At 45.5% G+C, this 24358-nt stretch carries 16 protein-coding genes and 1 pseudogene; 3 read left to right on the top strand and 14 right to left on the bottom strand.

The features are described from left to right. The first annotated feature begins 151 nt into the window (after positions 1-151). Positions 152-1417 (top strand): hypothetical protein, encoded by a 1266-nt coding sequence (locus tag AB4484_RS09220; RefSeq protein WP_372077695.1) that lies wholly within the window; start codon positions 152-154, stop codon positions 1415-1417. Positions 1418-1508: 91 nt separating this feature from the next. Here AB4484_RS09220 and pheT read toward each other — a convergent pair whose 3' ends face one another. From pheT to AB4484_RS09255, 7 genes are all read right to left on the bottom strand, one after another. Next, positions 1509-3896: a phenylalanine--tRNA ligase subunit beta gene (gene pheT, locus AB4484_RS09225; RefSeq protein WP_372077697.1), complete on the bottom strand. Its 2388-nt coding sequence runs from the start codon at positions 3894-3896 to the stop codon at positions 1509-1511. A gap of 18 nt (positions 3897-3914) precedes the next feature. Beyond that, positions 3915-4898, bottom strand: a complete 984-nt coding sequence (gene pheS, locus AB4484_RS09230) for a phenylalanine--tRNA ligase subunit alpha (protein ID WP_004734764.1) — start codon at positions 4896-4898, stop codon at positions 3915-3917. Positions 4899-5207: 309 nt separating this feature from the next. Next, positions 5208-6359: a GGDEF domain-containing protein gene (locus AB4484_RS09235; RefSeq protein WP_372077699.1), complete on the bottom strand. Its 1152-nt coding sequence runs from the start codon at positions 6357-6359 to the stop codon at positions 5208-5210. A gap of 160 nt (positions 6360-6519) precedes the next feature. Beyond that, entirely contained in the window at positions 6520-7752 is a 1233-nt protein-coding gene (locus tag AB4484_RS09240) for a hypothetical protein (RefSeq protein WP_372077701.1), read from the bottom strand. A gap of 9 nt (positions 7753-7761) precedes the next feature. Then, complete coding sequence (locus AB4484_RS09245) at positions 7762-8568, bottom strand: outer membrane lipoprotein-sorting protein (RefSeq protein ID WP_372077704.1); 807 nt, start codon at positions 8566-8568, stop codon at positions 7762-7764. 44 nt (positions 8569-8612) lie between these two features. Continuing rightward, positions 8613-11144: an RND family transporter gene (locus AB4484_RS09250; protein ID WP_372077706.1), complete on the bottom strand. Its 2532-nt coding sequence runs from the start codon at positions 11142-11144 to the stop codon at positions 8613-8615. Positions 11145-11263: 119 nt separating this feature from the next. After that, on the bottom strand, positions 11264-12049 hold the full coding sequence (locus AB4484_RS09255) for a TetR/AcrR family transcriptional regulator (RefSeq protein WP_052878198.1): 786 nt from the start codon (positions 12047-12049) through the stop codon (positions 11264-11266). A 360-nt stretch (positions 12050-12409) separates the two neighbouring features. On the opposite strand from AB4484_RS09255, the gene AB4484_RS09260 reads away from it, so the two are divergent. Together AB4484_RS09260 and AB4484_RS09265 are read left to right on the top strand one after the other, a co-directional pair. Continuing rightward, positions 12410-13219, top strand: a complete 810-nt coding sequence (locus tag AB4484_RS09260) for a hypothetical protein (RefSeq protein WP_372077709.1) — start codon at positions 12410-12412, stop codon at positions 13217-13219. Then, complete coding sequence (locus AB4484_RS09265) at positions 13140-13922, top strand: hypothetical protein (protein WP_372077715.1); 783 nt, start codon at positions 13140-13142, stop codon at positions 13920-13922. Before AB4484_RS09260 ends, AB4484_RS09265 begins: the two co-directional genes overlap by 80 nt. A gap of 154 nt (positions 13923-14076) precedes the next feature. Here AB4484_RS09265 and AB4484_RS09270 read toward each other — a convergent pair whose 3' ends face one another. The 7 genes and pseudogenes from AB4484_RS09270 to AB4484_RS09300 form a co-directional block, all read right to left on the bottom strand. Continuing rightward, positions 14077-14571, bottom strand: a complete 495-nt coding sequence (locus AB4484_RS09270; RefSeq protein WP_017107497.1) for an outer membrane beta-barrel protein — start codon at positions 14569-14571, stop codon at positions 14077-14079. A gap of 143 nt (positions 14572-14714) precedes the next feature. After that, positions 14715-18782, bottom strand: a complete 4068-nt coding sequence (hrpA, locus tag AB4484_RS09275; RefSeq protein ID WP_372077711.1) for an ATP-dependent RNA helicase HrpA — start codon at positions 18780-18782, stop codon at positions 14715-14717. 222 nt (positions 18783-19004) lie between these two features. Beyond that, on the bottom strand, positions 19005-21161 hold the full coding sequence (locus AB4484_RS09280) for a glycoside hydrolase family 3 N-terminal domain-containing protein (protein WP_372077712.1): 2157 nt from the start codon (positions 21159-21161) through the stop codon (positions 19005-19007). Positions 21162-21164: 3 nt separating this feature from the next. After that, positions 21165-21650: a hypothetical protein gene (locus tag AB4484_RS09285; RefSeq protein ID WP_333010478.1), complete on the bottom strand. Its 486-nt coding sequence runs from the start codon at positions 21648-21650 to the stop codon at positions 21165-21167. Then, complete coding sequence (locus AB4484_RS09290; RefSeq protein WP_008222128.1) at positions 21650-22471, bottom strand: carbohydrate ABC transporter permease; 822 nt, start codon at positions 22469-22471, stop codon at positions 21650-21652. The genes AB4484_RS09285 and AB4484_RS09290 overlap by 1 nt, the downstream gene beginning before the upstream one ends. A gap of 2 nt (positions 22472-22473) precedes the next feature. Next, positions 22474-23349, bottom strand: coding sequence for a sugar ABC transporter permease (locus AB4484_RS09295; RefSeq protein ID WP_333010474.1), 876 nt, complete (start codon positions 23347-23349; stop codon positions 22474-22476). Between the two features lie 22 nt (positions 23350-23371). After that, positions 23372-24328, bottom strand: a pseudogene (locus AB4484_RS09300) (extracellular solute-binding protein); the annotation flags it as partial. Positions 24329-24358: the final 30 nt, after the last annotated feature.

Raw genomic sequence — 24358 nt, forward strand, 5'->3', positions numbered from 1 at the left:
AACGCCTTACTTCAATTAATGACCACGCATTTGGATAACACTAGATATTATCGTAACGATTAATACTTTTAATTGAAATTGATAACTATATTGTTCATCATTCTCGCCCATTGTAGATTGTTCTTCTACAGATTAATGAGTAAAAAATAGAATGCGAAATATAATTGTAATTTGTTTAGTAATGATTATTACGGGATGCGCAACAAACTATAATATAGATTCTGACACTGAGATTGAAAAAATAAACACTAGAGGTATCAATCTAAATGCTGAGCTTTACAAAAATTCTAACACACATGACTACTATTTTAGAAATATAGAATTTGGCTATGGGTATGGAATTAATGATATCGATTTAAATAATGTATATTCTAGCCAAATTAAATTTGGTGACCGTACTTGTACTAAAGATATCTGGGGGAACAATGATGGTATACCTTGTCCAAAAAGCAATTATTTTCGAAGCAACTATCTAGACCCCATTAGGACTACGATACATATCCCCGTACAGCTATTATCCTCTTTAGGCTTTCGCATATTTGCTCCTCAATATGTGATTTTTTCTAGTTTTAATGATGACAATTTTGTCATGGCATATAATTCCGCCATGTTAGATTTAAAGAGTAAAGGGATTGAAAATAACCTTGAAGACTTGAAGGTTTATATAGAACATCAAGAGTCTGAAATAAGAAAAAAACTCGATCAGATTGACGACAAACCTAAGCTAGTAATTACAGATAAAAGTAAAATATTCTCTGACGAACCTTTAGCCAACAATAGTATCTCGATAGAAAAGAGTTTGGATTATTCAAAACTGCCAAAAGTCAACGATCTAAAATATTCTGATTCTTTAAAAATAATGAAACTTGATTATGATGTTCAGCTTGAAGAACAAAAGGGAGCATTTTTAAAAACTGAGGTTCGATGTAACTTCGATGAATTAAAGAAAAATTGGAACATCACCACAGAGGGATGTTATTCTCAAGACCCTAAATCTACGGTAAAACTTAACATTCTAAGTAAAAAATCAAAATACCACTTGCCAAGTGTTACTCTGTCTAATAAATCGTTAGATGTGGAGTTTCTAAATGGTGATATCAAAATAAACAACAAAACAAATAGTTACATTGATATTAATACCTTAACATTGTATTTTGGTGACGAAGTCGATACCAAAATAGTTGGTGAAATTGAGTTACCCCCAAATTCGATCTACACCGTTGATACTATTAAATCATTTGAGAACTTCTTAGGCAGTTATGAAGTTAATGAAACTCACAAAAATCAAAAACAGACTAAGACAGTAGAATTCGGATTTGCAGTTAAATATAGAAGTGCGGATACAGGGGAGTACACTAGTTTTTATCAATCCAAACCTGTCAAATATATCAAGAATGCGAAATTCAGCACAGAATAGCAATTGCTATCAATAAAACTTGATAGATTTAGTTTACAAACAAAAAGGCCTCGCAATGCGAGGCCTTTGGTTTTCTATCTATCAGAAGATATTAGTCGCGAAGTGCTGCGCCGAATTTCTCTGAGATTGAAGCTACGATAGCATCTACTGAACCAGCGATGTCTGCATCTTCTAGTGTGCGCTCTACAGACTGTAGGCTAAGTGCGATTGCTAGGCTCTTCTTACCTTCTTCAACGCCTTGACCAACGTATACGTCGAACAGTTTAGCGCCAGTTAGGAATTCGCCACCAGCTGCGATACACGCTTCTACGATGTCGCCAGAAGCTACTGCTTCGTCAACAACAACAGCGATATCACGACGGTTTGCAGGGAACTTAGATACGGCTACGGCTTCTGGAAGCACGCGAGTGTTGATAGCTGCCCATTCGATTTCGAATACGATAGTGCGGCCGTTAAGACCAAACTTACGCTCTAGTTCTGGGTGAACAGTACCAATGATACCCACTTCTTTGCCGTCTACTACGATAGCCGCAGTTTGACCTGGGTGAAGTGCTGGGTGCTTCGCTGCTTTGAAGCTGTATGCGATTTCGTTTGCAGAAAGCTCAAGAACGGCTTCTAGGTCACCTTTAAGATCGAAGAAATCTACAGTGTTAGTTGCAATGTCCCAGTGCTCTTCGCCACGAGTACCAGAGATAACGCCCGCAAGCATCATTTCTTGGCGCATGCCGTTTTCAGCCGTTGCTTCAGGGATGAAACGTAGGCCTGATTCGAATAGACGAACGCGAGACTGTTGACGCTTCTGGTTGTGAACAACTGTGTTTAGAAGACCTTGGATTAGGCCAAGACGCATTGCTGACATGCCCGCAGAAATTGGGAATGGCAGGATTAGCGGCTCAACACCAGGTACAACAAGCTTTTGCTGTTCTGGTTCTACGAAGCTGTATGTGATTGCTTCGTGGTAGCCACGGTCTACAAGAAGGTCACGAACGCGCTTAAGCGGTTGGTTAGCTTCTTTGTGGTCATTCATTTTAAGTGCCGCTTTAGGCGCTTGGTTTGGAATGTTATCGTAACCGTAGATACGACCTACTTCTTCAATTAGGTCTTGCTCGATTGCGATATCAAAACGCCAAGATGGAGACGTTGCCGTCCAGCCAGCTTCAGTCGTCTCAACTTCACAACCTAGGCGAGTAAGAATTTCCACTACGTCTGTAGATGGGATTTCGTGACCTAGTAGGCTGTCTAGCTTAGCGCGACGTAGAGCAACTACGTTTGCTTTAGGAAGATCAGCTTCAGATTCGCTGCCGTTTACTGGCGCAACTTCACCACCACAAATTTCAACTAGAAGCTGTGTTGCACGCTCCATTGCTGCTGCTTGTAGCGTTGAATCAACACCACGTTCGAAACGTAGAGAAGAATCTGTGTGAAGACCGTAAGCACGTGCGCGACCACGGATGTGATCCGGTGCGAAGAATGCTGCTTCAAGAAGTACGTCTGTCGTTTCAGTAGTAACACCTGAATCTTGACCGCCAAAGATACCAGCGATTGCTAGTGCTTTGTTGTGGTCAGCGATAACAAGTGTGTTGCTGTTTAGTTCAGCTTCGTTGCCATCTAGAAGTGTTAGCTTTTCGCCCTGCTCTGCTAGACGAACCACGATACCGCCTTCGATCTTAGCTAGATCAAATGCGTGCATTGGTTGGCCTTGCTCTAGCATCACGTAGTTTGTGATGTCTACAACTGGGTCGATTGAACGGATACCACAACGGCGCAGTTTTTCTTGCATCCAGATTGGAGATTCCGCTTTCACGTTTACGTTCTTAACCACACGGCCAAGGTAACGTGGACAAGCATCAGTTGCTTTGATTTCAACAGATACTGTGTCTTCAATGCTTGTTGCAACAGCTTCAACTGTTGGCTCTGTAACGTCTGCGCGGTTTAGTACGCCAACTTCACGAGCAAGGCCACGGATGCTGAAGCAGTCTGCGCGGTTTGCTGTTAGGTCTACGTCGATAGTTACGTCGTTAAGCTCAAGAAGCTCACGTACGTCCATACCTAGCGTTGTGCCTTCAGGCAGCTCAAGGATGCCGTCAGACTCTACGTCGATACCTAGCTCAGAGAAAGAACAAAGCATGCCGTGCGATGGAACGCCACGTAGTTTTGCTTTCTTGATTTTGAAGTCACCAGGAAGTACTGCGCCAACTGTTGCTACTGCTACAGTTAGGCCAAGACGACAGTTAGATGCACCACATACGATGTCTAAAAGTTCTTCTTCGCCAATGTCAATTTTTGTAACTTGTAGTTTGTCTGCGTCTGGGTGCTGACCGCACTCAACCACTTTACCTACTTTAACGCCGGTGAATTCACCAGCAACAGGTTCAACATCGTCAACTTCCAAACCAGCCATAGTGATTTGGTGAGCTAGCTCTTCGCTGTTAATTGCAGGTTTAACCCACTCGCGTAGCCAAGATTCACTGAATTTCATAGTTTTGACTGCCCCGGATTACTTGAATTGTTTAAGGAAACGAAGGTCGTTCTCGAAGAACGCACGAAGGTCATTTACGCCGTAACGAAGCATCGTTAGACGCTCTACACCCATACCGAATGCAAAACCAGAGTATTTCTCAGGGTCGATGCCAACAGAGCGAAGTACGTTAGGGTGAACCATGCCACAACCTAGAACTTCTAGCCATTTGCCATCTTTACGTTTCACGTCAACTTCAGCTGAAGGCTCTGTGAACGGGAAGAATGAAGGACGGAAACGCACTTCAACTTCTTCTTCAAAGAAGTTACAAAGGAAATCGTTAAGAATGCCTTTAAGTTGTGCGAAGTTTACGTTCTCATCAACTAACATACCTTCCACTTGGTGGAACATTGGCGTGTGAGTTTGATCGTAGTCGTTACGGTAAACACGACCCGGAGCAATGAAGCGGAATGGCGGTTTGCCGTTTTCCATCGTACGGATTTGAACACCAGAAGTGTGCGTACGTAGCATTAGATCAGGGTTGAAGAAGAAAGTATCGTGATCAGTACGAGCTGGGTGATCGTCTGCGATGTTTAGTGCATCAAAGTTGTGGAATGCATCTTCGATCTCAGGGCCAGACTCAGTGCTAAAGCCAAGCTCACCAAAGAACTGTTCGATACGCTCAACTGTGCGAGTAACTGGGTGAAGACCACCGTTCTCAATGCGACGACCTGGTAGGCTCACATCGATAGTTTCTTCAGCTAGTTTCGCTTCAAGCTCTGCACGTTGTAGTGCGTCTTTGCGAGCTGCGATCGCTTGTTGAACAGCACCTTTCGCTTTGTTGATCTCTTGACCAGCAGTGCGACGCTCTTCAGGTGGAAGTTTACCTAGGCTTTGTAGTTGAAGAGTTAGTTCACCCTTCTTACCTAAATACTGAACTCGCACTTCATCAAGTGCGACTAACGAATCTGCTGTATCAATAGCAGTCGTTGCATTAGCAATGATCTCTTCTAGATGTTGCATCATTTCCTCATCTACCAGTTGGTAGTGTCCGTATCGGATGATTAGTTTTTTTAGATAGCTACACATAGTAATCAAACACGCAACCAATGCCAAATTGAATCGTTAAAAGAGCAAGTTATTGACTAAAAACACGGCAAATTTAACAGGATATTAATGAGGAGTAAGAGGAAGTGGCACAAATACGAGTGCCACTCCTTTGTTTGGAAGTGAGCGGGGCTCTAGATTTGCAGAGAGCTGAGTTCTAAATCTCAAGTGAACCGAGATCTAAAACTAAAGCGAACTTAGATCTGAACTTGAAATAAACCAGTTTTAAATCTGAATCGAACAAACACTGTTTTTGCCTGCGTTTTTCGCTAAATAGACGGACTCATCGGCGGCTTTAATTAACTCGTTCATTGAGCCGAATTCTTGGGTTATTTCAGCCACACCGACACTAATACTGCCAATCCAAACTTGATGACTGGTTTCAACCTCTAATTCAGACACTTTCTGGCGAGCCGTTTCCGCGATGTGCATGCCACCTTTGAGGTCGGTGTTAGGGCAAATAACCAAGAACTCATCGCCACCTAACCGGCAAACAATATCATCATTACGGAACGTATTTTTCAGTTCACGCGAGAGGGTTTGTAGCACCAAGTCACCTGCATCATGACCACTTGTGTCATTAATGCGCTTGAAGTTGTCGGCATCAATCATAATGCACACTAAAGGCATACCCAGTTCTTTGGAGTCTTGCCAATGTAGCGCTAACTGTTTAAAGGCACTGCGGCGGTTAGGCAAATGAGTGAGTGAGTCTGTTAACGACAGTTCTTCAAGCTTCTTACTCGCTCGTTTCAATTCTGCCGTCCGTTCCTCGACTTTGTCTTCGAGTAACTGATTGAAGCGTAACAACTGTTTGTTTCGTTCAGAGACTTGTTCAAACAGGCCGTTAAGCGCAGCCAACAGCGGGACAGTCGCAGAGTCTTGTTGTTTTTCTTCCGCTTCAAAGGCTTGTAGAGGTGTTGCGCCCTCTTCTATGGCGGTCATTTGTCGCGCCATGTTTTGGTCGATGCCGAGGATGTGGTAAGCAAGCCAATGGATGAGGAAGTCCAATAACTGCCGTGCTGACACCTGATCTTCTTCCAAGATGAAAGCTTGCATACTGTAGATATCTTGCATAAACACACGATGCGCTTTGATGTGTTCTTCAATGTGTAACTCATGTACACCGCAATCTCTCATCAAAGATTCTTCTTCTTTAAAGTGAAATTCGGCATAGCGTGTGAGATCAAGTAAAGCGATGTTAATGTCGTCTATAGAGATTGTATTCTCTGACAAAAGATTTCCGTAGTGGCTGATAAAACCAACAAGGTATTGATGTTGTTCATCTACAACACCAATGCCTGTTTCAAAGTTTTGATCCCAATTAAATAAACTCATAGATCCCTTAGGGCCGATACCACCAGCACAATTCACATGCATATTCGGAGGTTATAGATACTCAAAAAGTATAACCATCTTACCTGTGGGACTATTCGATTATTTGCTCTATTTTATAAAAAGATGACGTTGAACATTATAAATATAGCGCGTCTTAAATCTGAGACGCTCCCTTTAACAAGAACGCCCCACCAAACTAACACTAGAAATAATATTCCAACGCTACCTCAACAAAATCATCCTTACGAGCGAAGAACAGCAAATCCTCTGGGGTTTCGTTCTCAAACAACCAAGCGTTCAATCGCCACTTGAGATTATTGTTGATGCGGCTTGATGCTTCTAGCTTCGCGCTGTAGACATCGCTGTTATCTAAGTCTTGAGTAATGCCTGTAAGCACTTCGGTGCCGTCTTCATCATTCAAGGCAAAACGTGCACCAAGGAACACATCGTTTTGACCGATGGTTTGGGCATTGTTACCTCTGCTGTCATACAAGTATTCAGCAATAAAACCGATGTCCCAATAGGATTCAAGCGCTCCAACCCAAGTGTATTCAAAGCCTGTTGCTACGCCTGTGTGGTTGTCGTAGCTGTCCCGATAAATACTTTCCAGCTTCCATAACCAGTCACCAATAATGCCTTGCACATCGAGTCCGAAGTGCTGCATTTGTGCGTAGTATGGCTTGAGTTGATTGCCTTCCACACGGTAGTAAGGGTCACGGTTCGTACCACCTAAATAACTTAAACCGACATCCCAATCGCCGTACATTTGGCTATAACGCAATGCTACATCGACGTGCTTTTCTTCTCTCGAAGATTCGTAAAGCGCATCGTCCGATACAGGCACAGTTGGCCTTAATCTGCCGTCTTCCCCAGCAAAGGTACGCTCACGAAAATACGGCAGCAACATGGCATCGATAGTTCCCCAGTCTTTGATTGATGTGAAGTGCACCATTGGCTGACCCAGTTTCGATTCACCATCGACCGACTCTATGGCATCGGTTTGGTTTACCACATCCACTAAGTGCGCCGATTCGGTCACGCCCCAAAACACCTTGCCGACACCTGCTCGCAGTTCGTAATCATCCCAATACGTGAGGTACAAAGCCTCACGAACGTCGCCATGGGTACGCTCATCGTCTTCGCTGTCTAACCGATAAAACGGAGTGAAGGTAAAACTGCCGTTGCCCTCTTGTTGTTCCCAATAAAACTCTGGCTGCAAAACCAGTGAGCTTTGCCCTTTATCTTGCCCTTGTAAGCCGTCGCTAAAAAACTGCCTGTGTTCAAGGTTAACCTGCCCTGCGAGCTGTGGGCTAATCTGTTCTACGAACTCAGAGCTAAATCCAGCCGCCACACATGGTAACGACACCTGCATGAGTCCAACTGTCGCTGCCAAGGTTAAAGATAACTGCGTTCCTGTTAACACAATCCTTTTCATATTCTTGCCTTACTTTGCACGTTTCAGTGTGTTTTTCTGGAAATCTTTGTCCTTAAGACCGGTCTGGAACGCTAAATCTGTCGTGGTTAAGACGGTACTTTTTCCTGTTTGATGGTTTTGCATCGACATGGTGTGCGCACGCCAGTATTGGTTTAGGTATTGTTTGTAGTCTTGGAACGACAGGGTTTTCAGCAATGCGCCTTTACGGTCGTAAAACTCCACTTGAACGGGACGGTAATATTGTTGGTCTAGCCATACTTTCTGCATGGTGTAGCCAGAGTTTTTGTCGGTCGGAACTTGCTCCAAAACAAAGGTATCGACGCCTTCGATTTTGGCGTCTTCAATGTAGTTGAAGGTGTACTTTTCTAGCTCAAACGAGCTTAAGTCTTCGTAAGCAAATTCACTGCCCATAAACGGGCCCGATTTGTTACGCGAAGAGATGCGTTTTACACGTTTCAGAGCAGGTAAATACAACCATTGGTCATCCGATTTAGAGATGTGTGAATGGTTTAAGAAAGCCGTGCCTTTTACGTCGCGAGGCTCATCAAAAATGGTTAAGCCTTTGTCGCCATCGTCATCGACTTCTAATGACTTCAATCGCATCAAGCGCGTACTGCTTTCGCCCTGTTTGTTGCGAAGTAGCATTTCCATGGTCGCAACAGAATCGCCCCACCCCATATCGACGGCTTTGCGTTGCTCGGCAATCTCTAAGCCTTTCGCTGGGTCTGCTAATGCTGGGAAAGCGGCGAATGTGCTGATGCTTAACGTGCTCACAGCAAATAATGTGGTAACGAATGATTGTTTAACGCTTTTCATAAATATCCCCTTGAGTCAGCCCACCGTAGCGGGCTGACGATTCCTTATTTGGTTGAAGCAGACAGTTCGCCAGCTGGGTTAGCTTGCGCTGATTTAGATGACTCTGTTTTAGACGGTTGCGATTCGTGCTGAGGTTTATCTGAGTAGTGCGTCTGCTTGTCGAAGATCATCAGCAAGCTTGGTAGCAAGATGAAGTCGACCACCAGTGCAATGAAAATCACAATCGCGCTGAGCAAGCCCATGTCGGAATTGAGTCTGAAGCTCGACATCGCCAATACAGAGAAACCCGCCACAAGCACGACTGTGGTGATCCACAATGCGCGGCCAACGGTGTGGAAAGCGTAACGAACCGCTTCTTCTGCTGATTTTCCTTCCACTCTGGCGCGCTGGTATTTGCTTAAGAAGTGCACCGCATCATCGACCACGATACCCAGTGTGAGCGTGACCACGACTGATAAACCGAGGTTGATCTCACCCGAGATAAGCGCCCATAAACCAAAGCCAATAATCGCAGGCGCAATGTTTGGTACTAGGCTGATCATGCCTAAGCGAACTGAGCGCAATGCAAAGATCATCAGGCCAGAGATAAGCACTAAGGTGATAGGCAGAGTTGATAACATGCTCGCCATGTTGGTTTCGCCAATGTGAGCAAACATCAGTGATGGGCTAGACGCGACCACTTCATACTGAGGTGCATTGGCTGCAAACCATGAGTAAATGCGCTCTTCGAGTTCGACGAGCTCAACGCTGCCGAGGTTATCGACGGTAAGGACCATTTTGATCGATGACTTGTCGACGTTGATCTGATTATTCAAGTCCAAGCCATACGGCAGAGACATCTCATAAAGCAGCAGATATTGCGCGGCAAGTTCACGGTTAAGCGGTAGCTTGTAGTAGCTGTCATCGTCGCCATGCATGTTCTTGTTCAAACGCATGTAAACATCAGAAAGCGTTGCCACGTGGTCAGTCTCTGGTTGAACGCGTAGCCATTCAGTAAAGTCACCAATCGCTTGCAAGAACACAGGATCAGCAATCGCTTGAGACTCGTTGGTTTTCACTGCGATGCTGAGGGTCGTCATGCCACTTACGGTCTCTTCCATGAAGTCGGCTGCTTGTCTGAATTCGCTTGAGGTATCGAAATACTTCACCGACTCATCGTTCACTTTGTTGAGTGGAATTAACGCGGCAGCACCGACAATCACAAGAGTTGAAACAGGCAGCAGTGCTTTGCGGTTAGCAACGACAAAATCACCGAGCTTATCCATGAAAGTGACTTTGCTTTGTGCCGTTTCATTGGCAGGCAAGGTCTTCACTGGCAAGAGTTTTAATAACGCAGGCAACATAGTTACAGATAGGAAGCACGCGATGAGTACGCCTAGTGCCGACAAGTTACCGAAATCACGCAGCACTGGAGAGTCCGACATGTTCATCATCAGGAAACCAATCGCAGTGGTCACCGAGGTAATCAGAATCGGCATCGCATTGAGCTTGATGCTGTATTGAATGGCTTGTGCTTTCTCCATACCGCGCTGCATCGCTTGTCTCATGGTCACAATCACGTGAACACAATCGGCCACCGCCAAAGTTAAAACCAAGGTAGGAACATTTACGGTTGCTGTGCTGAGGAACATCCCAGCCCAACCAGATAAACCCATGGTGGCAACGATTGAAGAGATGATCACAATAAGCGTCGCCACCACACTAAAGAACGAGCGCAACATAAAGGTCAGGAACACCAACACCACCAATAGCATTAATGGTACCAGCGTTGAGCTGTCTTCTTGAGCCGAGGTCATAAAGGCGTTATTCATGGCTATGATACCCGCTTTATGGAATTCGACATTTGGGTACTGAGCTTGGTACTTGCCGACCATGGCGTTGATGGCCGCAATCACCTCTTGCACTTCCGCGGTCTTATCCACTTCTGGCAATTGCACAGTGACGTTCACAATGGTCACATCGCCAGAGGCTGACACCAAGGCATTCTTAAGCAGTGGTTCATTTAGGGCGATCTGTTTAACTTTGGCGATCCGCTCTGGCGTGTGCTCGTATTCTTCGTACAGCAAGTCTTCCACTAAGAGGTCGTCTTCAACGGCTTCGGTATGCTGATAATTGGCAAGCGAATCCACACGGCTTGAGTACGGGATCTGCCACGCATCGACCGTGAGGTTTTGAATTAAGGTGAGGGTTTCAGGGGTGAAGACATTGCCGCCTTCAGGTGCGACAACAATCGCGAGGTTGTCGGTTTTCGCAAACGTAGTTTGGATCTCATCAAATGCCATCAACTGTTTGTTGGTGCCTTCGAAGAAGATGTTGTAGTCCCCTCTAAAGTAGAGGTTCTTTGCCCCTAATGCAGAGAGAATGATGATTGAAAAAACCACCAGCAGAACGATAAACGAACGCTTGGTCGGTATTGAGTGCCAACTGTTATTTAGATCCCCGTTTACGCTATCGACGTTACGGTTATCTCGATTTTGGTGATCGAAAGCTGGCTTCTGGCTGTCATGTTCCATCACAGTCTCCATTTGTGACGATTCGTCATTGTTGTGTCTTAAAAAGCCAGCCGAAGCTGACAAAAACACAATTCTTAGTCATATACTCAAGAAAACCAAAACCACACTAGGCTAAACTTAAGTTTATGACGAATCGTCACTAATGGTTATTAATAAACCCACATGAGTGGGCTTAATGGAAGCTATTGACCTACAGATTCTAAGTAGGCAATCTCTTCACTGAACAGTTCTTGTTCTACACGACGCCAAGTTTTGCGGTAGTCCCAATCAGTAGAAAGAGGCTGCCACTTGAGGCCGTCGAGTAGCATGTTCGCGTTGTATAATACTGAATACGGGTCTTGTAACCGCTTAATACAATGACTGTTCGAAGCATTCTGTGACAAGGCATTTGAACCAAATGCGATTGACCAGTTTGCAAACACGATGGCATCTGAACCCATACCAGAAGGGAACTTTAGGTCACCAGCATCAACTGCTTGGTTAACCATTAAATCGGCTTGTTCAATCACCAATTCTTCCAGTTCATTCATCTCGGCTACGCGTGCACTAGACGCTTTCTCTAGTACCCACGGGCTTTTTGCCATGATCGCACAGGTTGATAGTACCGGCTCCATGCGAACATAGATTCGGTAAGCAACGTGTAATGCAACGACCTTTTCGCGTGTGTTGCCTTCAAACTCTCCAGAACGAGCAAACATTAATGCTTCGGCCTTTAAAGAGTGAATACACAAGGCTAAAACTACGTCTTCTTTGCTGCAAAAGTGATTGTATATTGTACCTTTCGAATAAGAGCTCGCGGCCGTTAGCTTATCCATCGTGAGGTTTCCGAACCCTTGTTCTCGAACCAGATCTTTTGCTAACAACATCAATTCTACTTCTCGGTCTGCGATAGACTGCTGCTTTTTAGACAACACGCCTTTGCAACCAAAGATACCTTGTTTATCGCCTTTACAACCAAAGCCAAACATAATTTCTCAGTCCGTATTTTAGCTTAGCCATTATCTAAGCTTAGCCAGTATTTAAAACACTCCTATCCAATATATTAACACGAATAGTAAATTCATGTAGTTAACCATTTTGTGACGCTTCGTCATTTCTGACTTATCGTCATAATAGCGCAAATATTGATCATATCAAGGTGTTTTATAAATTAAATACAGTTTATGAATAGATTTCCGCAAGTGGCGTGCAGGCTTACTTTTTGGGGCAAACCTCTCCTTATGGTCAATATTTGGCTTACTAATGCCGTTTTCTGTTAAGTTGCTATAAATTCGGTAAGGGGTGACTTACAATAGTGACAACGACTTACCTTATTTGAGAACACGATATTGAGCGCCAAATATTCTTATTTAGCTTGGCAAGTGAATACTTCTAGCCCTGCAGAAAAGCTGGTTTTATTGATGCTTGCAGACGGTGCTGACGAATTCGGCTACACCAATGTGTGCCTACAAACAGCAGGTCAACTTTGTGCTCTCTCTACGTTTGGTTTAGCCGACTGTCTTAAGTGTTTAGTCGACCAAGGTTTTCTCGATAAGGTGAAAGTAGATTATCGAGACAAAAAAGAGATTCACGTTTTCAAGATGCTCATTGAGCAAGAGCAAGCTGCGGCGCACGTTGAGGTTCAACCGACCAATAGTATTCCGGTCTACTCTACTGAACCTGCACCTGCACCTGCACCTGCACCTGCACCTGCACCTGCACCTGCACCTGCACCTAAGTTTCAGCCTGCTCCGGCGCCAATGCAACACATGCAACAGGCCCCTCGCCCACAAAGCCGAGGCTCAATGAACAGCAACACCGTTTCAACGCATGATTTGGATGAAGAGATCATTCCAACATGGGCGGAACGTGCGTTTAAATTCTCCGGCCTTGCTGGTGACCATAGTTTAGTATGGAAAAAATTTGTCCTCTGGTATAAAGCCAAAGCCAATGAACTAATGCCAATATCTCGCATCGAATCTAAGTTGCAGTACTGGTTAGTTAACGAGAAGCAAAATGAAAGACAACAACAGCAGAAGACCTCTCAATATTCAGGAAATGCAGGACAAGCTCAAGGAAATGGGTATCGACAAAAGCTTAGCCCATCTGAACGCTTCAGGCAGCAGCTCATTCAAAAAGGCAAAAAGCCAACCTTCTGAGCCAACTCAACCTGTTGTACCTGACGCTACAGCTCCATTAGTACCTGAAGTAATTGAAGCGCAAAGTACCGAAGTGAAAGTAGCGGCTGCACAAGCGGCGGATTCTGGTGCGTCTCAACAAGTGCCTGTTGTTGATCAAGATCCTACAGAATTAGAATTAACGGATTGGTGTATTCACGTGTTTGGCTCTTTCTTGAGCGTGTACGAAACACAGTGGGAATATCAGTACGGTAGTGAGCCAAGCGGTAAGTTCATCGAGTTTGCTAACTCTGTTGATTCAGACGGCCTTAACCGCGTGCTAATGCACTGTCACGAGCGTATTCAGCTTGGCAACAGTTGGCCGCCGCAAATGGGTGAGCTTTGGATCCTAAAAGATTCTCTAACGGAAGAAGAGTTGCTGGATAGCCGTATCCGTGTGTTGTCGCGCACTGCGGTAAACAAGATTGAAAAGTGGTTAATCCAAAACAAACTGTACGACTTAAAGCGCACCGCGGAAAACAAGTTGGATAGTCTGTTTAAGAAGTACTATTTGGAAGCGAAGCGTTTAGATGAGAAAGGCATGCTAGAAACGGAGTTGCCACAATTCCTGCTTGCCGCTAACTCAGTGAAGAACCTAAACGATTTAAAACGTGAAGAGTACGAAAGCCAACACGGCAAAGCGATTAACCCAAGAATCCAGCGTATTCTGAACAGTAAAAAGTAACCGCCTGCCCTCTACCTGTTAGAAGAAAACAAAGTTGCGATTACCCGGTTAACAGATACAAAAATGCCAGCTATTAAGCTGGCATTTTTTATGAATTCTAACGAACTCTTTAACGACTATCCGACCGTTATTTACGATCAGTTTTACTGATTAATTACAGTAGGTGGATAGTTGCGTTTAGAGAGAAAACGCCCGCGTCGTCATCTTTCATTTTGAAGTTTTGGTAGCTAGCGCCTACAGATAGTGGACCGAAGATGAAGTATTCAGCGCCTACAGCGTACATGATATCAACGTCGTCTTGCTTGAAGTTATCGCCTTTCACTTCGTATGAGTGAAGACCACCCTTCGCGTATACGTGAAGAGGACCGAAGTCGATGCTTGGTTTGATCGCTAGGTAAGCTGTGCTTACGTCAACACCTTGTTTAGCACGGTTGCCGTAGCTAACGTTGTCGAAAGAACCTAGGTCCCAGTAACCCGCTTCAACACCAATTAGTGGAAGGATACCTGTACCTACGTGGATGCCCACCGCATTTTCATCTTCACCAGCGAATGAGTTTTGACCACCCATTACACCGCCGTACAACCAAGAATCAGCCATTGCTGTTGAAGATGCACCTAGTAGTGCTAGTGCCAATAACGTTTTTTTCATATTCGACCTTTTTCGTCCTAGTGGCAGGCCTTGAGTGGTAATAAATTGCCACCAAGTCGCCCTGTATGTAATAACTATTCAATTAGTAATGCAATAAGCAAGATTTATACCCAAACCTTGCCATTGCGTCTAGCTTTATTCCTTTAGCAAGCATCAATCGCGTTTTTAACACGCTTATCTGATACTGGGTAAGGCGTACCGAGCTGCTGTGCGAAGAAGCTTACACGAAGCTCTTCTATCATCCAACGCACCTCTTTTACATTTTCTGGAACCGCGATCCCTTTTGGAATTTTATTCAACAGTTCTTTGTAATCATTCATTACTGACTCAACTTTGATCATATGAAGACGATCTTTGTTCGGGTCAATTGGCAGTTTTTCCATGCGGCGTTCAATCGCTCTCATATAGCGTAGAATATCCGGCAGGCGTTTCCACCCACATTCTGTGGCAAAACCCTTAAAAATCAAACCTTCTACTTGAGCTTTTATGTCAGAAAGTGCGAATGCCATTGAAAGATCCACGCGTCCTTTCAGCTTTTTACTGATGCTGAATGCCGTGGTTAGGATGGTTTCAACCTGTTGAGCAATCTCAACTACGGTATCACCCAGCTCTGCACGTACGTGTTCTTTCAGTGCTTCAAACTGCTCTGGTTCCCAAACCAAACCGCCCTTATCTTCAATCAGCTTATCAATACCACAAGCGATACAGTCATCGATAAGATCGAGTACCTGTCCGTATGGGTTGAAGTACAAGCCAAGTTTCGATTTGTTCGGCAGGTTAGAGTGCAAGTATTTGATCGGTGATGGCACGTTCAACAGGATTAAACGACGCTGACCCGATTTCATTGCCGAGATCTGCTCTTGCTCGGTTTCGAACAGTTTGATCTCTACGCTGTCTTTGGTATCCACCAACGCAGGGAAGGCTTTAACATCGTAGCCGCCGCGTTTCTGTTGGTAGACTTTTGGTAGCTCACCAAAGCTCCACGTGTGCAGGTTCTGCTGCTCGATGTCATCGTCTGCCACTTTAGAAAGCGTTTCTTGAACCTTATCTTTCAGGCTCTCTTTCAGCTCATGCAGATCTTTCTGTTCTTTCAGCTTACGCTTGCGATGATCGACAGCGCGGAATGTTACCTTTAAGTGCTCTGGAATCTGGTCTAACTTCCAGTCATCACGTACCACTTCTACACCCGTCATGCGGCGCAGCTCTTTCTCAAGAGAATCCAATAACGGTGCTTCAAGCGGTGTCACGCGAGCCAAGAATGCATCAGCGTAGTTTGGCGCAGGTACAAAGTTACGGCGTAGCGTTTTAGGTAACGACTTAATTAAGCTAATCACTAACTCTTGGCGTAGACCCGGGATCTGCCAATCAAAACCGTTTTGGTCGATCTGGTTCAAGATAGGCAGCGGAATGTGTACCGTTACACCATCGTTATCGTCGCCCGGCTCAAATTGGTAACTCAGCTTGAGCTTGATACCGTTTTGGTGCCAGAAGTTCGGGTAATCCAGATCGGTAACGTGGCTAGCATCGCCTCGGAACAGCATCGACTTTTCAAAGTTCAGCAGCTCAGGTGTTTTCTGACTGGTCTTCTTCCACCATGTATCAAAGTGACGGCCAGAAACCGCCTCTTCACCCACACGCTGGTCATAGAAATCGAACAGTTCATCATCGTCGATCAAGATGTCACGACGACGCGATTTATGCTCTAGCTCTTCGACTTCTTGTAGAAGCTTACGGTTCTGCTTGAAGAAAGCGTGTTTGGTTTCCCACTCACCTTCTACTAATGCACTGCGTACAAACAACTCACGACTGACGGTGGCATCAATCGCGCCGTAGTTCACAAGGCGCTTAGGTACGATTGGGATTCCGTAAAGCATCACTTTTTCGTGTGCCATTACCGCTGCTTGTTTCTTCGACCAATGTGGTTCGCTGTAGCTACGTTTAATCAAGTGTTTCGCTAGTGGTTCAATCCATTCAGGTTGAATCTTCGCGATAACACGGCCCCAAAGTTTCGAGGTTTCCACCAGCTCAGCAGACATGATCCACTTCGGTTGTTTCTTAAATAAGCCAGACGCAGGGAAGATATGGAAGCGCGCATTACGTGCACCTTGATACTCATTCTTCTCTTGGTCTTTCATACCGATGTGCGAAAGCAGACCTGATAGCAGTGACATGTGAATGCCATCATAGCTGCCCGGTTCTGTATTCAACTTAGTATCCAGTTCACGCATTGCTTGGTGAATTTGGAAGTACACATCTTGCCATTCACGGATACGTAAATAGTTGAGGTAATCTTGCTTACACTGTTTGCGGAACTGGTTACTCGACAGCGCTTTTTGCTGCTGCTTGATGTAATCCCACAAGTTCACAAACGTGATGAAGTCAGACTCTTTATCGAAGAAGCGCTTGTGCTTGTCATCAGACGATTGTTGCTTATCTGATGGACGCTCACGCGGATCTTGAATCGACAACGCAGACGCGATCACCATCACTTCGTGTAGGCATCGGTTACGTGGTGCTTCGATAACCATACGCGCTAAACGTGGATCGATAGGCAGCTTCGCCAGCTTACGACCAATTGCGGTTAGCTTCTTCTTGTCGTCGCCGTGGTTCTTGTTTTTGTTTGCAGCTGGTTCAGCTGTTGCGATCGCACCCAACTCTTCAAGCAGTCTTACACCATCTTGAATGTTGCGCTTATCGGGCGCTTCAACAAATGGGAACGCTTGAATGTCGCCTAGGCCTAGCGCTGTCATCTGAAGGATAACCGACGCTAGGTTAGTACGAAGAATTTCTGGGTCAGTAAACTCTGGACGTGACTCGAAATCTTCCTCAGAGTACAGACGAATACAGATACCTTCCGCAACACGACCACAACGACCCTTACGCTGGTTAGCACTCGCTTGAGATACTGGCTCAATCGGTAGGCGTTGTACTTTAGTACGGTAACTGTAGCGGCTGATACGCGCCGTACCCGGGTCGATAACATACTTGATGCCCGGAACGGTTAACGAGGTTTCTGCCACGTTGGTTGCCAGAACGATGCGTCGACCAGTATGAGACTGGAAGATTCGGTTCTGTTCACCCGCCGATAGACGAGCGTAAAGCGGGACAATTTCAGTATCGCGAAGGTTACGTTTACTTAATGCATCTGCGGTATCACGAATTTCTCGCTCACCGTTCATGAAGATCAATATATCGCCAAGGCCTTCATCACACAGCTCATCAACCGCTTCAAAGATGCCTTCGATTTGGTCGCGGTCTGAATCACTTTCATCACCACCTAATGGGCGGTAACGCGTATCTACTGGGTAAGTACGGCCAGACACTTCAATGATTGGTGCATTGTTAAAGTGCTTCGAGAAACGCTCAGGGTCGATGGTTGCCGACGTGATGATCACTTTCAGATCAGGACGCTTTGGCAGCAACTCTTTCAGGTAACCCATGATGAAATCGATGTTCAGGCTACGTTCGTGCGCTTCATCGATGATGATGGTGTCGTACTGATTTAAGAATCGGTCGTGCTGAATTTCCGCCAGTAGAATACCGTCGGTCATCAATTTGATTTGTGTGTTGTCAGAAATTTGGTCGTTGAATCGAACCTTATAACCAACAAACTCACCCAGCTGCGTTTCCATCTCTTCAGCAATACGGTTCGCAACCGAACGCGCCGCAAGACGACGAGGTTGAGTGTGACCAATTAAGCCAAAGCGGCCGCGGCCAAGCTCAGAACAGATTTTTGGTAACTGAGTGGTTTTACCCGAACCCGTTTCACCCGCCACGATAACCACTTGGTTTTCAGCGATGGCTTTCGCGATGTCTTCGCGTTTTTGGCTAACAGGGAGAATTTCTGGATATTCAATCGTTGGTTTCTGTGCCGCACGCTGAGTTGCCGTCATCATCGACTTAGCAATGTCTAACGCAATCTCATCAAAGACAGCGTGCTTAGCTTGTTCGTTCTTAATTTTGCTCGCACCAGCAATTCGCTTACTCAAACGGAAGCGATCGCGCATCATACATTCGTTGAGCGCTTTACGAAGAGAGGCAGGGCTATTCTGAGATGATTTGTTGTTTGTCGCTGATTGATCAGCTTTTTTGGTATTTGATTGTTCAGCAGACTTTTTCGATGCAGCTTGGTTTGGCTTGGCTTTGCTCTGTGAAGAACTTGGCTGTGCTGCATTCTTGTTGTTATCTGCTTTTTCCGGAGACGAAGTCAAAGCGTGTCCTATTCTTGTACTTATTAAACTCGCGCGATTATATCACAAGTGAGCTAGGCTATAGAACGGAAAGCCACCCTAGCCTGTTGTTTTAATTATTCAGGCACAGTGTTTAAACATGTACAACATTAGTCAGATACACCGCAACGTATAAACAAAAAGAGATTGGTTCTACCCAACCTCTCTTACTTACCTTCGAACAATTTACTTTAAGTGGAATGTTTACCCAAGATGAACAGTTACCGACTCGGTCGCTAAACTGCTTCCACCAACATACACATCCACTTCGCCCTTTTCATACATAAAACACGCTTGGCTGCCGTAGAATTTTAGGTCATCAGCATCAACTTCTAGCCTCACAGTTTTGCGCTCATGTCCTTCTAAATAGCACTTAGCAAAGGCTTTTAGTTCTCTCTGTGGACGAGTCGTCGAAGAGACTTTACGAGAGATATAGCACTGAACGACTTCTTGCCCAGCAATCGCAGAGGTGTTCTCTACTTCAACCTCGACAATTAGGCTCTCGTTCTCTGTAATTTCAGGCGTCACCACCGTCAACTTGCCATATTCAAACTGCGAGTAACTCAAACCGAAACCGAATGGATAAAGCGGTGTATCTTGCTCATTCTTATATGGCATGTACTCTTGATACGCTCGCATTTTACCAATTGGCTTGCGACCGTAATACATCGGAATTTGTCCTGTGCTTCTTGGTACTGTCATCGTGAGCTTGCCACTAGGATTACGATGACCAAACAGTAAGTTACCGACCGCATTTCCTGTCTCTGTGCCGCTTTGCCATGCATAAACCAATGATTGGGCGTATTGCTCAACCTTAGGTGATGGCACGGGTCTGCCAGTACACTGCACCACAATCAAAAGTTTGCCCGTTTTTCCAATGGCTTCAATTAGCTCTTCTTGACCCGGTGGCAACACAAGCTCGGCAATATTGCGCGCTTCTCCAGTGCGACGATGGCTTTCACCAACGCACAGCACGACTACATCACTTCGATGCGCACACTCCATCATGTCATCACTAAATGCGCTTGAATCAGTAATTATGGTGTTCTCTGGCGCTGCTGCTTGGATGCCATCTGCAATCGTTGCAACGTCGTCCGCATTGCCATCTAAACACCAAGAACCAAGGTGCTGTCTCTGTGAATGAGCATGAGGTCCAATCACAGAAATGATTAAGCCTTGCGAGTTCAGCGGGAGCAAGTCACCATCATTTTTAAGCAGCACCATGCTCTCTTCTGCGAGAGCTAGCGCTTTGCCCTTATGTTCTTCTAGGCCCAGCATGCTCTTATGCAGTTCAGGGTCGATATATGGTCGTTCAAACAGACCAGCGCGGAATTTGGTAAGCAGTACGCGGTAAACGGCTTCATCTAGATTTTCTTGTAAAATTGGATTGTTCTTCACCAGCTCTTCAAGGGTGTCTTCATATGCCTCATGAGTCATCGCCATATCAACACCTGCATCCAACGCCTTTAACGCAGCTGTAGATGGGTCTTTCGCAACTTGGAAGTATTCCAGATCGGAAATAGAGCCCCAATCACTGACGACCATGCCATCAAACTTATGCTCGCCTTTGAGCCAGTCTCGAATTAATGGGCGAGATCCGGTTACCGGTGTACCACCAAGATCATTAAATCCAGACATCATGGTTGCAACGCCAGCTTTCACTGCCGCAGCAAAGGGCAGCAAGTGCACATTGTGTAAGGTGTTATCGCTCAATTCCGTGGTATCGTAGTCGCGACCGCCCTCTGACGCTCCGTAACCAACAAAGTGTTTGGCACACGCCACCAGCTTATTTGGTTGTGAAGGGTCATCACCTTGGAAGCCTTTCACGACTGATTTTGCAAACTGACTGGTTAGGTACGGGTCTTCACCCGAACTCTCAATCACTCGGCCCCAACGAGGGTCTCGAACAATGTCGAGCATCGGCGCAAAAGTCCAGTTAATGCCTAGCGATGCCGCTTCTGCCGCGATGCACTCATAAGCTTCTTCAACCAACTTGGGGTTCCAAGAACATGCCTGAGCCAGAGGAATTGGTAGCACCGTCTTTTGGCCGTAAATCACGTCACGCGCGAATATCACTGGAATCCCAAGGCGGCTTTTTTCCATCGCCACTTTTTGGATCTCATTGAGCTGGTTCGGGTCAACCGATTCACCCGGCGCATTACCCGCCCACGCCGTGTCAGCAAGGATGCGCGAGCCATAGGCACCCTGCTCCACTTTCATCAAATACTCTTGCTTATTGTCGTCGTAGTCCAGCATTGGAGATTGGCAAAGCTGACCCACTTTTTCGGCAAGTGTCATATGAGACAATAAGTTTTCCGCTCTGCCTTCGTAAGTTGCGGAGCTGTCTTTGTACAAGGCCATCAATTAAATCTCTTTCATTTTGTAACGTGGGAAAGCTTCGGTTAGAAACTCGGTCATCTCTTGGTATAACGCGTCATTACCAGACTGTTTCGCTAAGCTTCGCAGTTGATCGGCCGCCGTTGGCACATATCGAGAATCAAGCTGAACGTAGATCTCGATGAACTCCATTAACTGCTGTTCGTTAAGTTGCTCAATAATCAATGTGGGCTTTTCTAACGACTGATAGTAAGCGTCTGGCTTAGGCCCAAGCGTTGCGCTTCGCCAAGTTTCAATCACCTGCTGGTAACCACCTAAATACTCATCTTCAATTCTGAGTTCGAGTTTGTTCATCCCTTTTAACGCTGTTACCAGCTCACCTTTTTTGTATTGCTGCTCTGCGTATGCAAAGTAGTTTTCCGATAGTGAGTAAGCTCTCAGCCAAGCGGAGCCATATGCGATAAAGATAACCGAGGCCAACGCTAACAATTTATATCCTGTCGATACTTTCATTACTTAACCCCTACGCCAGTAAATGCCTTGATGAAGTTCTTCTGTAGGCAGAAAAAGACAATCACAACAGGAACCGCAATCATGGTGGTCATCGCCCACAGTTGCTCCAGGTTGGTTCCCGGTACTTCAGTTTTAAAGTTGTACAGCGCAAGCTGCAGCGTCATCAGAGAATCGTCTCGTACGTAAAGTAGTGGCCCCATAAAGTCGTTCCATGCACCCATGAAGGTCAGAATACCGACCGTTGCCAGAGCTGGTCGCATCATAGGCAGAATGATTTTGAAGAAGATACGCATCTCACTCGCACCATCAATACGAGCCGCTTCCAAGTAAGCATTGTCTATCTGCTTCATGAACTGCACCATCAAGAAGATGTTGTATGCACTGATGGCACCCGGAATGATCAGCACGCGGTAGGTGTTAATCCAATTCCACTCATACATCATCATGTAAGTTGGGATGGTAAACAGAATCGCCGGAATCATCATCGAACCCAGAATCACTTTCAGCCAAAACTCGCGGCCAGGTAAGTTGGTTTTAACAATCGAGTACGCAACCATCGATGAAAACAGTGTATTCAGCACCGTGACAGTGACCGAGATGAAGATGGTGTTGAAGAACACTCTTCCCAAGTTCACTGAATCAAATACCTTGATGTAGCCAGCAAACGACCACTCTTTTGGCAAGCTGTTCGGGCTGTGCATAATCTCAGGGCCGGTCTTAAATGAGTTGATCACCATGTAGAAGAACGGATACAACACAATAAGGGTGGCAACCAAAAGTGTGCCGTAAATCAGTAGGTTTTTTTTCTTATCAGCATTCATGATTAGTCTTCCTTACTGGTGATTTTTAACTGCATCATCGTCAGCAGGTAAATTACGCAAGCGAGCATTAAGCCAATGGTTGAAGCTTCACCCATCTTCATCTGCTCAAAACCGGTTTGGTAGAGGTAAAGCACAGGGGTGAGTGCCGATTGATAAGGACCGCCATTTAGGTCGAAGTTCATGAACACTTCGATAAACATCTGCAAGCCATTGATAATGTTCATTGTCATCACAAACACGATCTGCGGCATGATCATCGGCAGAGTAATTTTCTTAGTCTTACGCCACCACGATGCGCCATCAATATCAGCCGCTTCAAACAGAGATTTGTCGATACTGGCGATACCACCAAGGAAGATGATCATCTGAACACCGAACCACTTCCATGCACTGAACACTGCAATCACAGGCATTGGTAACCACTCTTCGAATTTCCAAAACACCGGTTCCGAAAGGACGTTCGCGCCCACCATAGTATTTTGAATTGGACCAGAAGGACCTGATATGAAGTCAAAAATGATCATAGCTACGGTAATCGAGGTCACCACTGGAATGAACATGATGGTGCGGAACATGCTCGATAAGAACTTAATCTCGTTGAGTAGTAAGGCTAAGCCCAGTCCAATCACAAAGCTCAATGAGACAAAGATGACTTGGTTAAACACCACGTTGAACAACGACTTCCAGAACAAGAAGTCCGTCACCACCGTAATCCAATTGGTTAAACCGATGAACTTGGTGTTCTCTGGCATCAAGATGTTTACGCTGAGAAAGCTGCTCTCAAACGACAAGAAGAACGGGTAAATCAAAAAGACCGCGAAGTACACAATCCATGGAGCAAGGAACAGGTAGCCGGTTATGAGGTTATCTTTTTTCATAGTTTCACTTAGACCTATCACACTATTGGTTAATGAGTTTTTCAGCTTGCTTCGCCGCTGCTTCTACCGCTTCCTCAGCAGAAACATCTTGCTTAACCACAGCTTTGGAATACTGCTCAAGAATGACGCCAGCCATGTCTGATGACAGTGCAAAAGGTTCATTCAATTTTGCATTTGGTAGTTGCTCAACAAATGGTTTGGCTTCTGATGTGTTGTAGTAAGGTCGGTCTTTTAGCGAGATCAGTGTTGGCAGTTGTCCCAGCGCTACATTCGCTTTGTGGTTAAACTCGTCTTCCATCATCAGCTCTAAGAACGCCCACGACAGTTGCTCTTTCTCGACGCTGTTTTTGAAGATCATCAGAGCGCGGCCATCCAGTGTGGAGTATGAGGTATCACCTTTGTTGAGTGTCGGAATCGGTGCTAGTCCAACATCTTCACCGACCACCATCGGTTTACCTGCCGCTTCGGTTAGGTTTGCTTTCCAGCCGAAACCAAACTGTGGCCACATACCAATAGTGCGTGAGAAAAAGTTCTTCTCCATGGTCAGTGGAGCATACTGCTGCGCCTTAGCCATAGTTTCGAAGAACAGCGCTAGATTCGCTTCTTCTCTATCGAAGATAGGGTTGGTGCCGAAACGATTAAGCAAGCCATATTGACCATCGTTGAAGTTGTAGTACATCTGAGCCAGCATGCTCCAGTACCAACTACCCCACGATAACGCTTCGTTCCAGAACACGGTGCCGTACACAGGGCTGCCGTCCGCTCTTGGAGGCAGTTGGCTGATCTTTTCTGCCGCGTGTAAAAATTCATCCCATGTTTGAGGTGGATTGTTTGGGTCTAAGCCCGCTTCAATGAACAGCTCTTTGTTGTAGAGCATCAGCGTCGTTGTTGCATTCCAAGGGATGTAGTAGTTTCGACCATAGTTTTTCTGCATGAAAACAGGATCGATCCTGTCCTCCATCGCATTAAAGCCTTCGAACTGCTCTAAGTCTGACTCTTATACACAAAT

Source organism: Vibrio sp. 10N.261.46.A3, assembly GCF_041472995.1.
GTDB classification, from domain to species: Bacteria; Pseudomonadota; Gammaproteobacteria; order Enterobacterales; family Vibrionaceae; genus Vibrio; species Vibrio coralliirubri.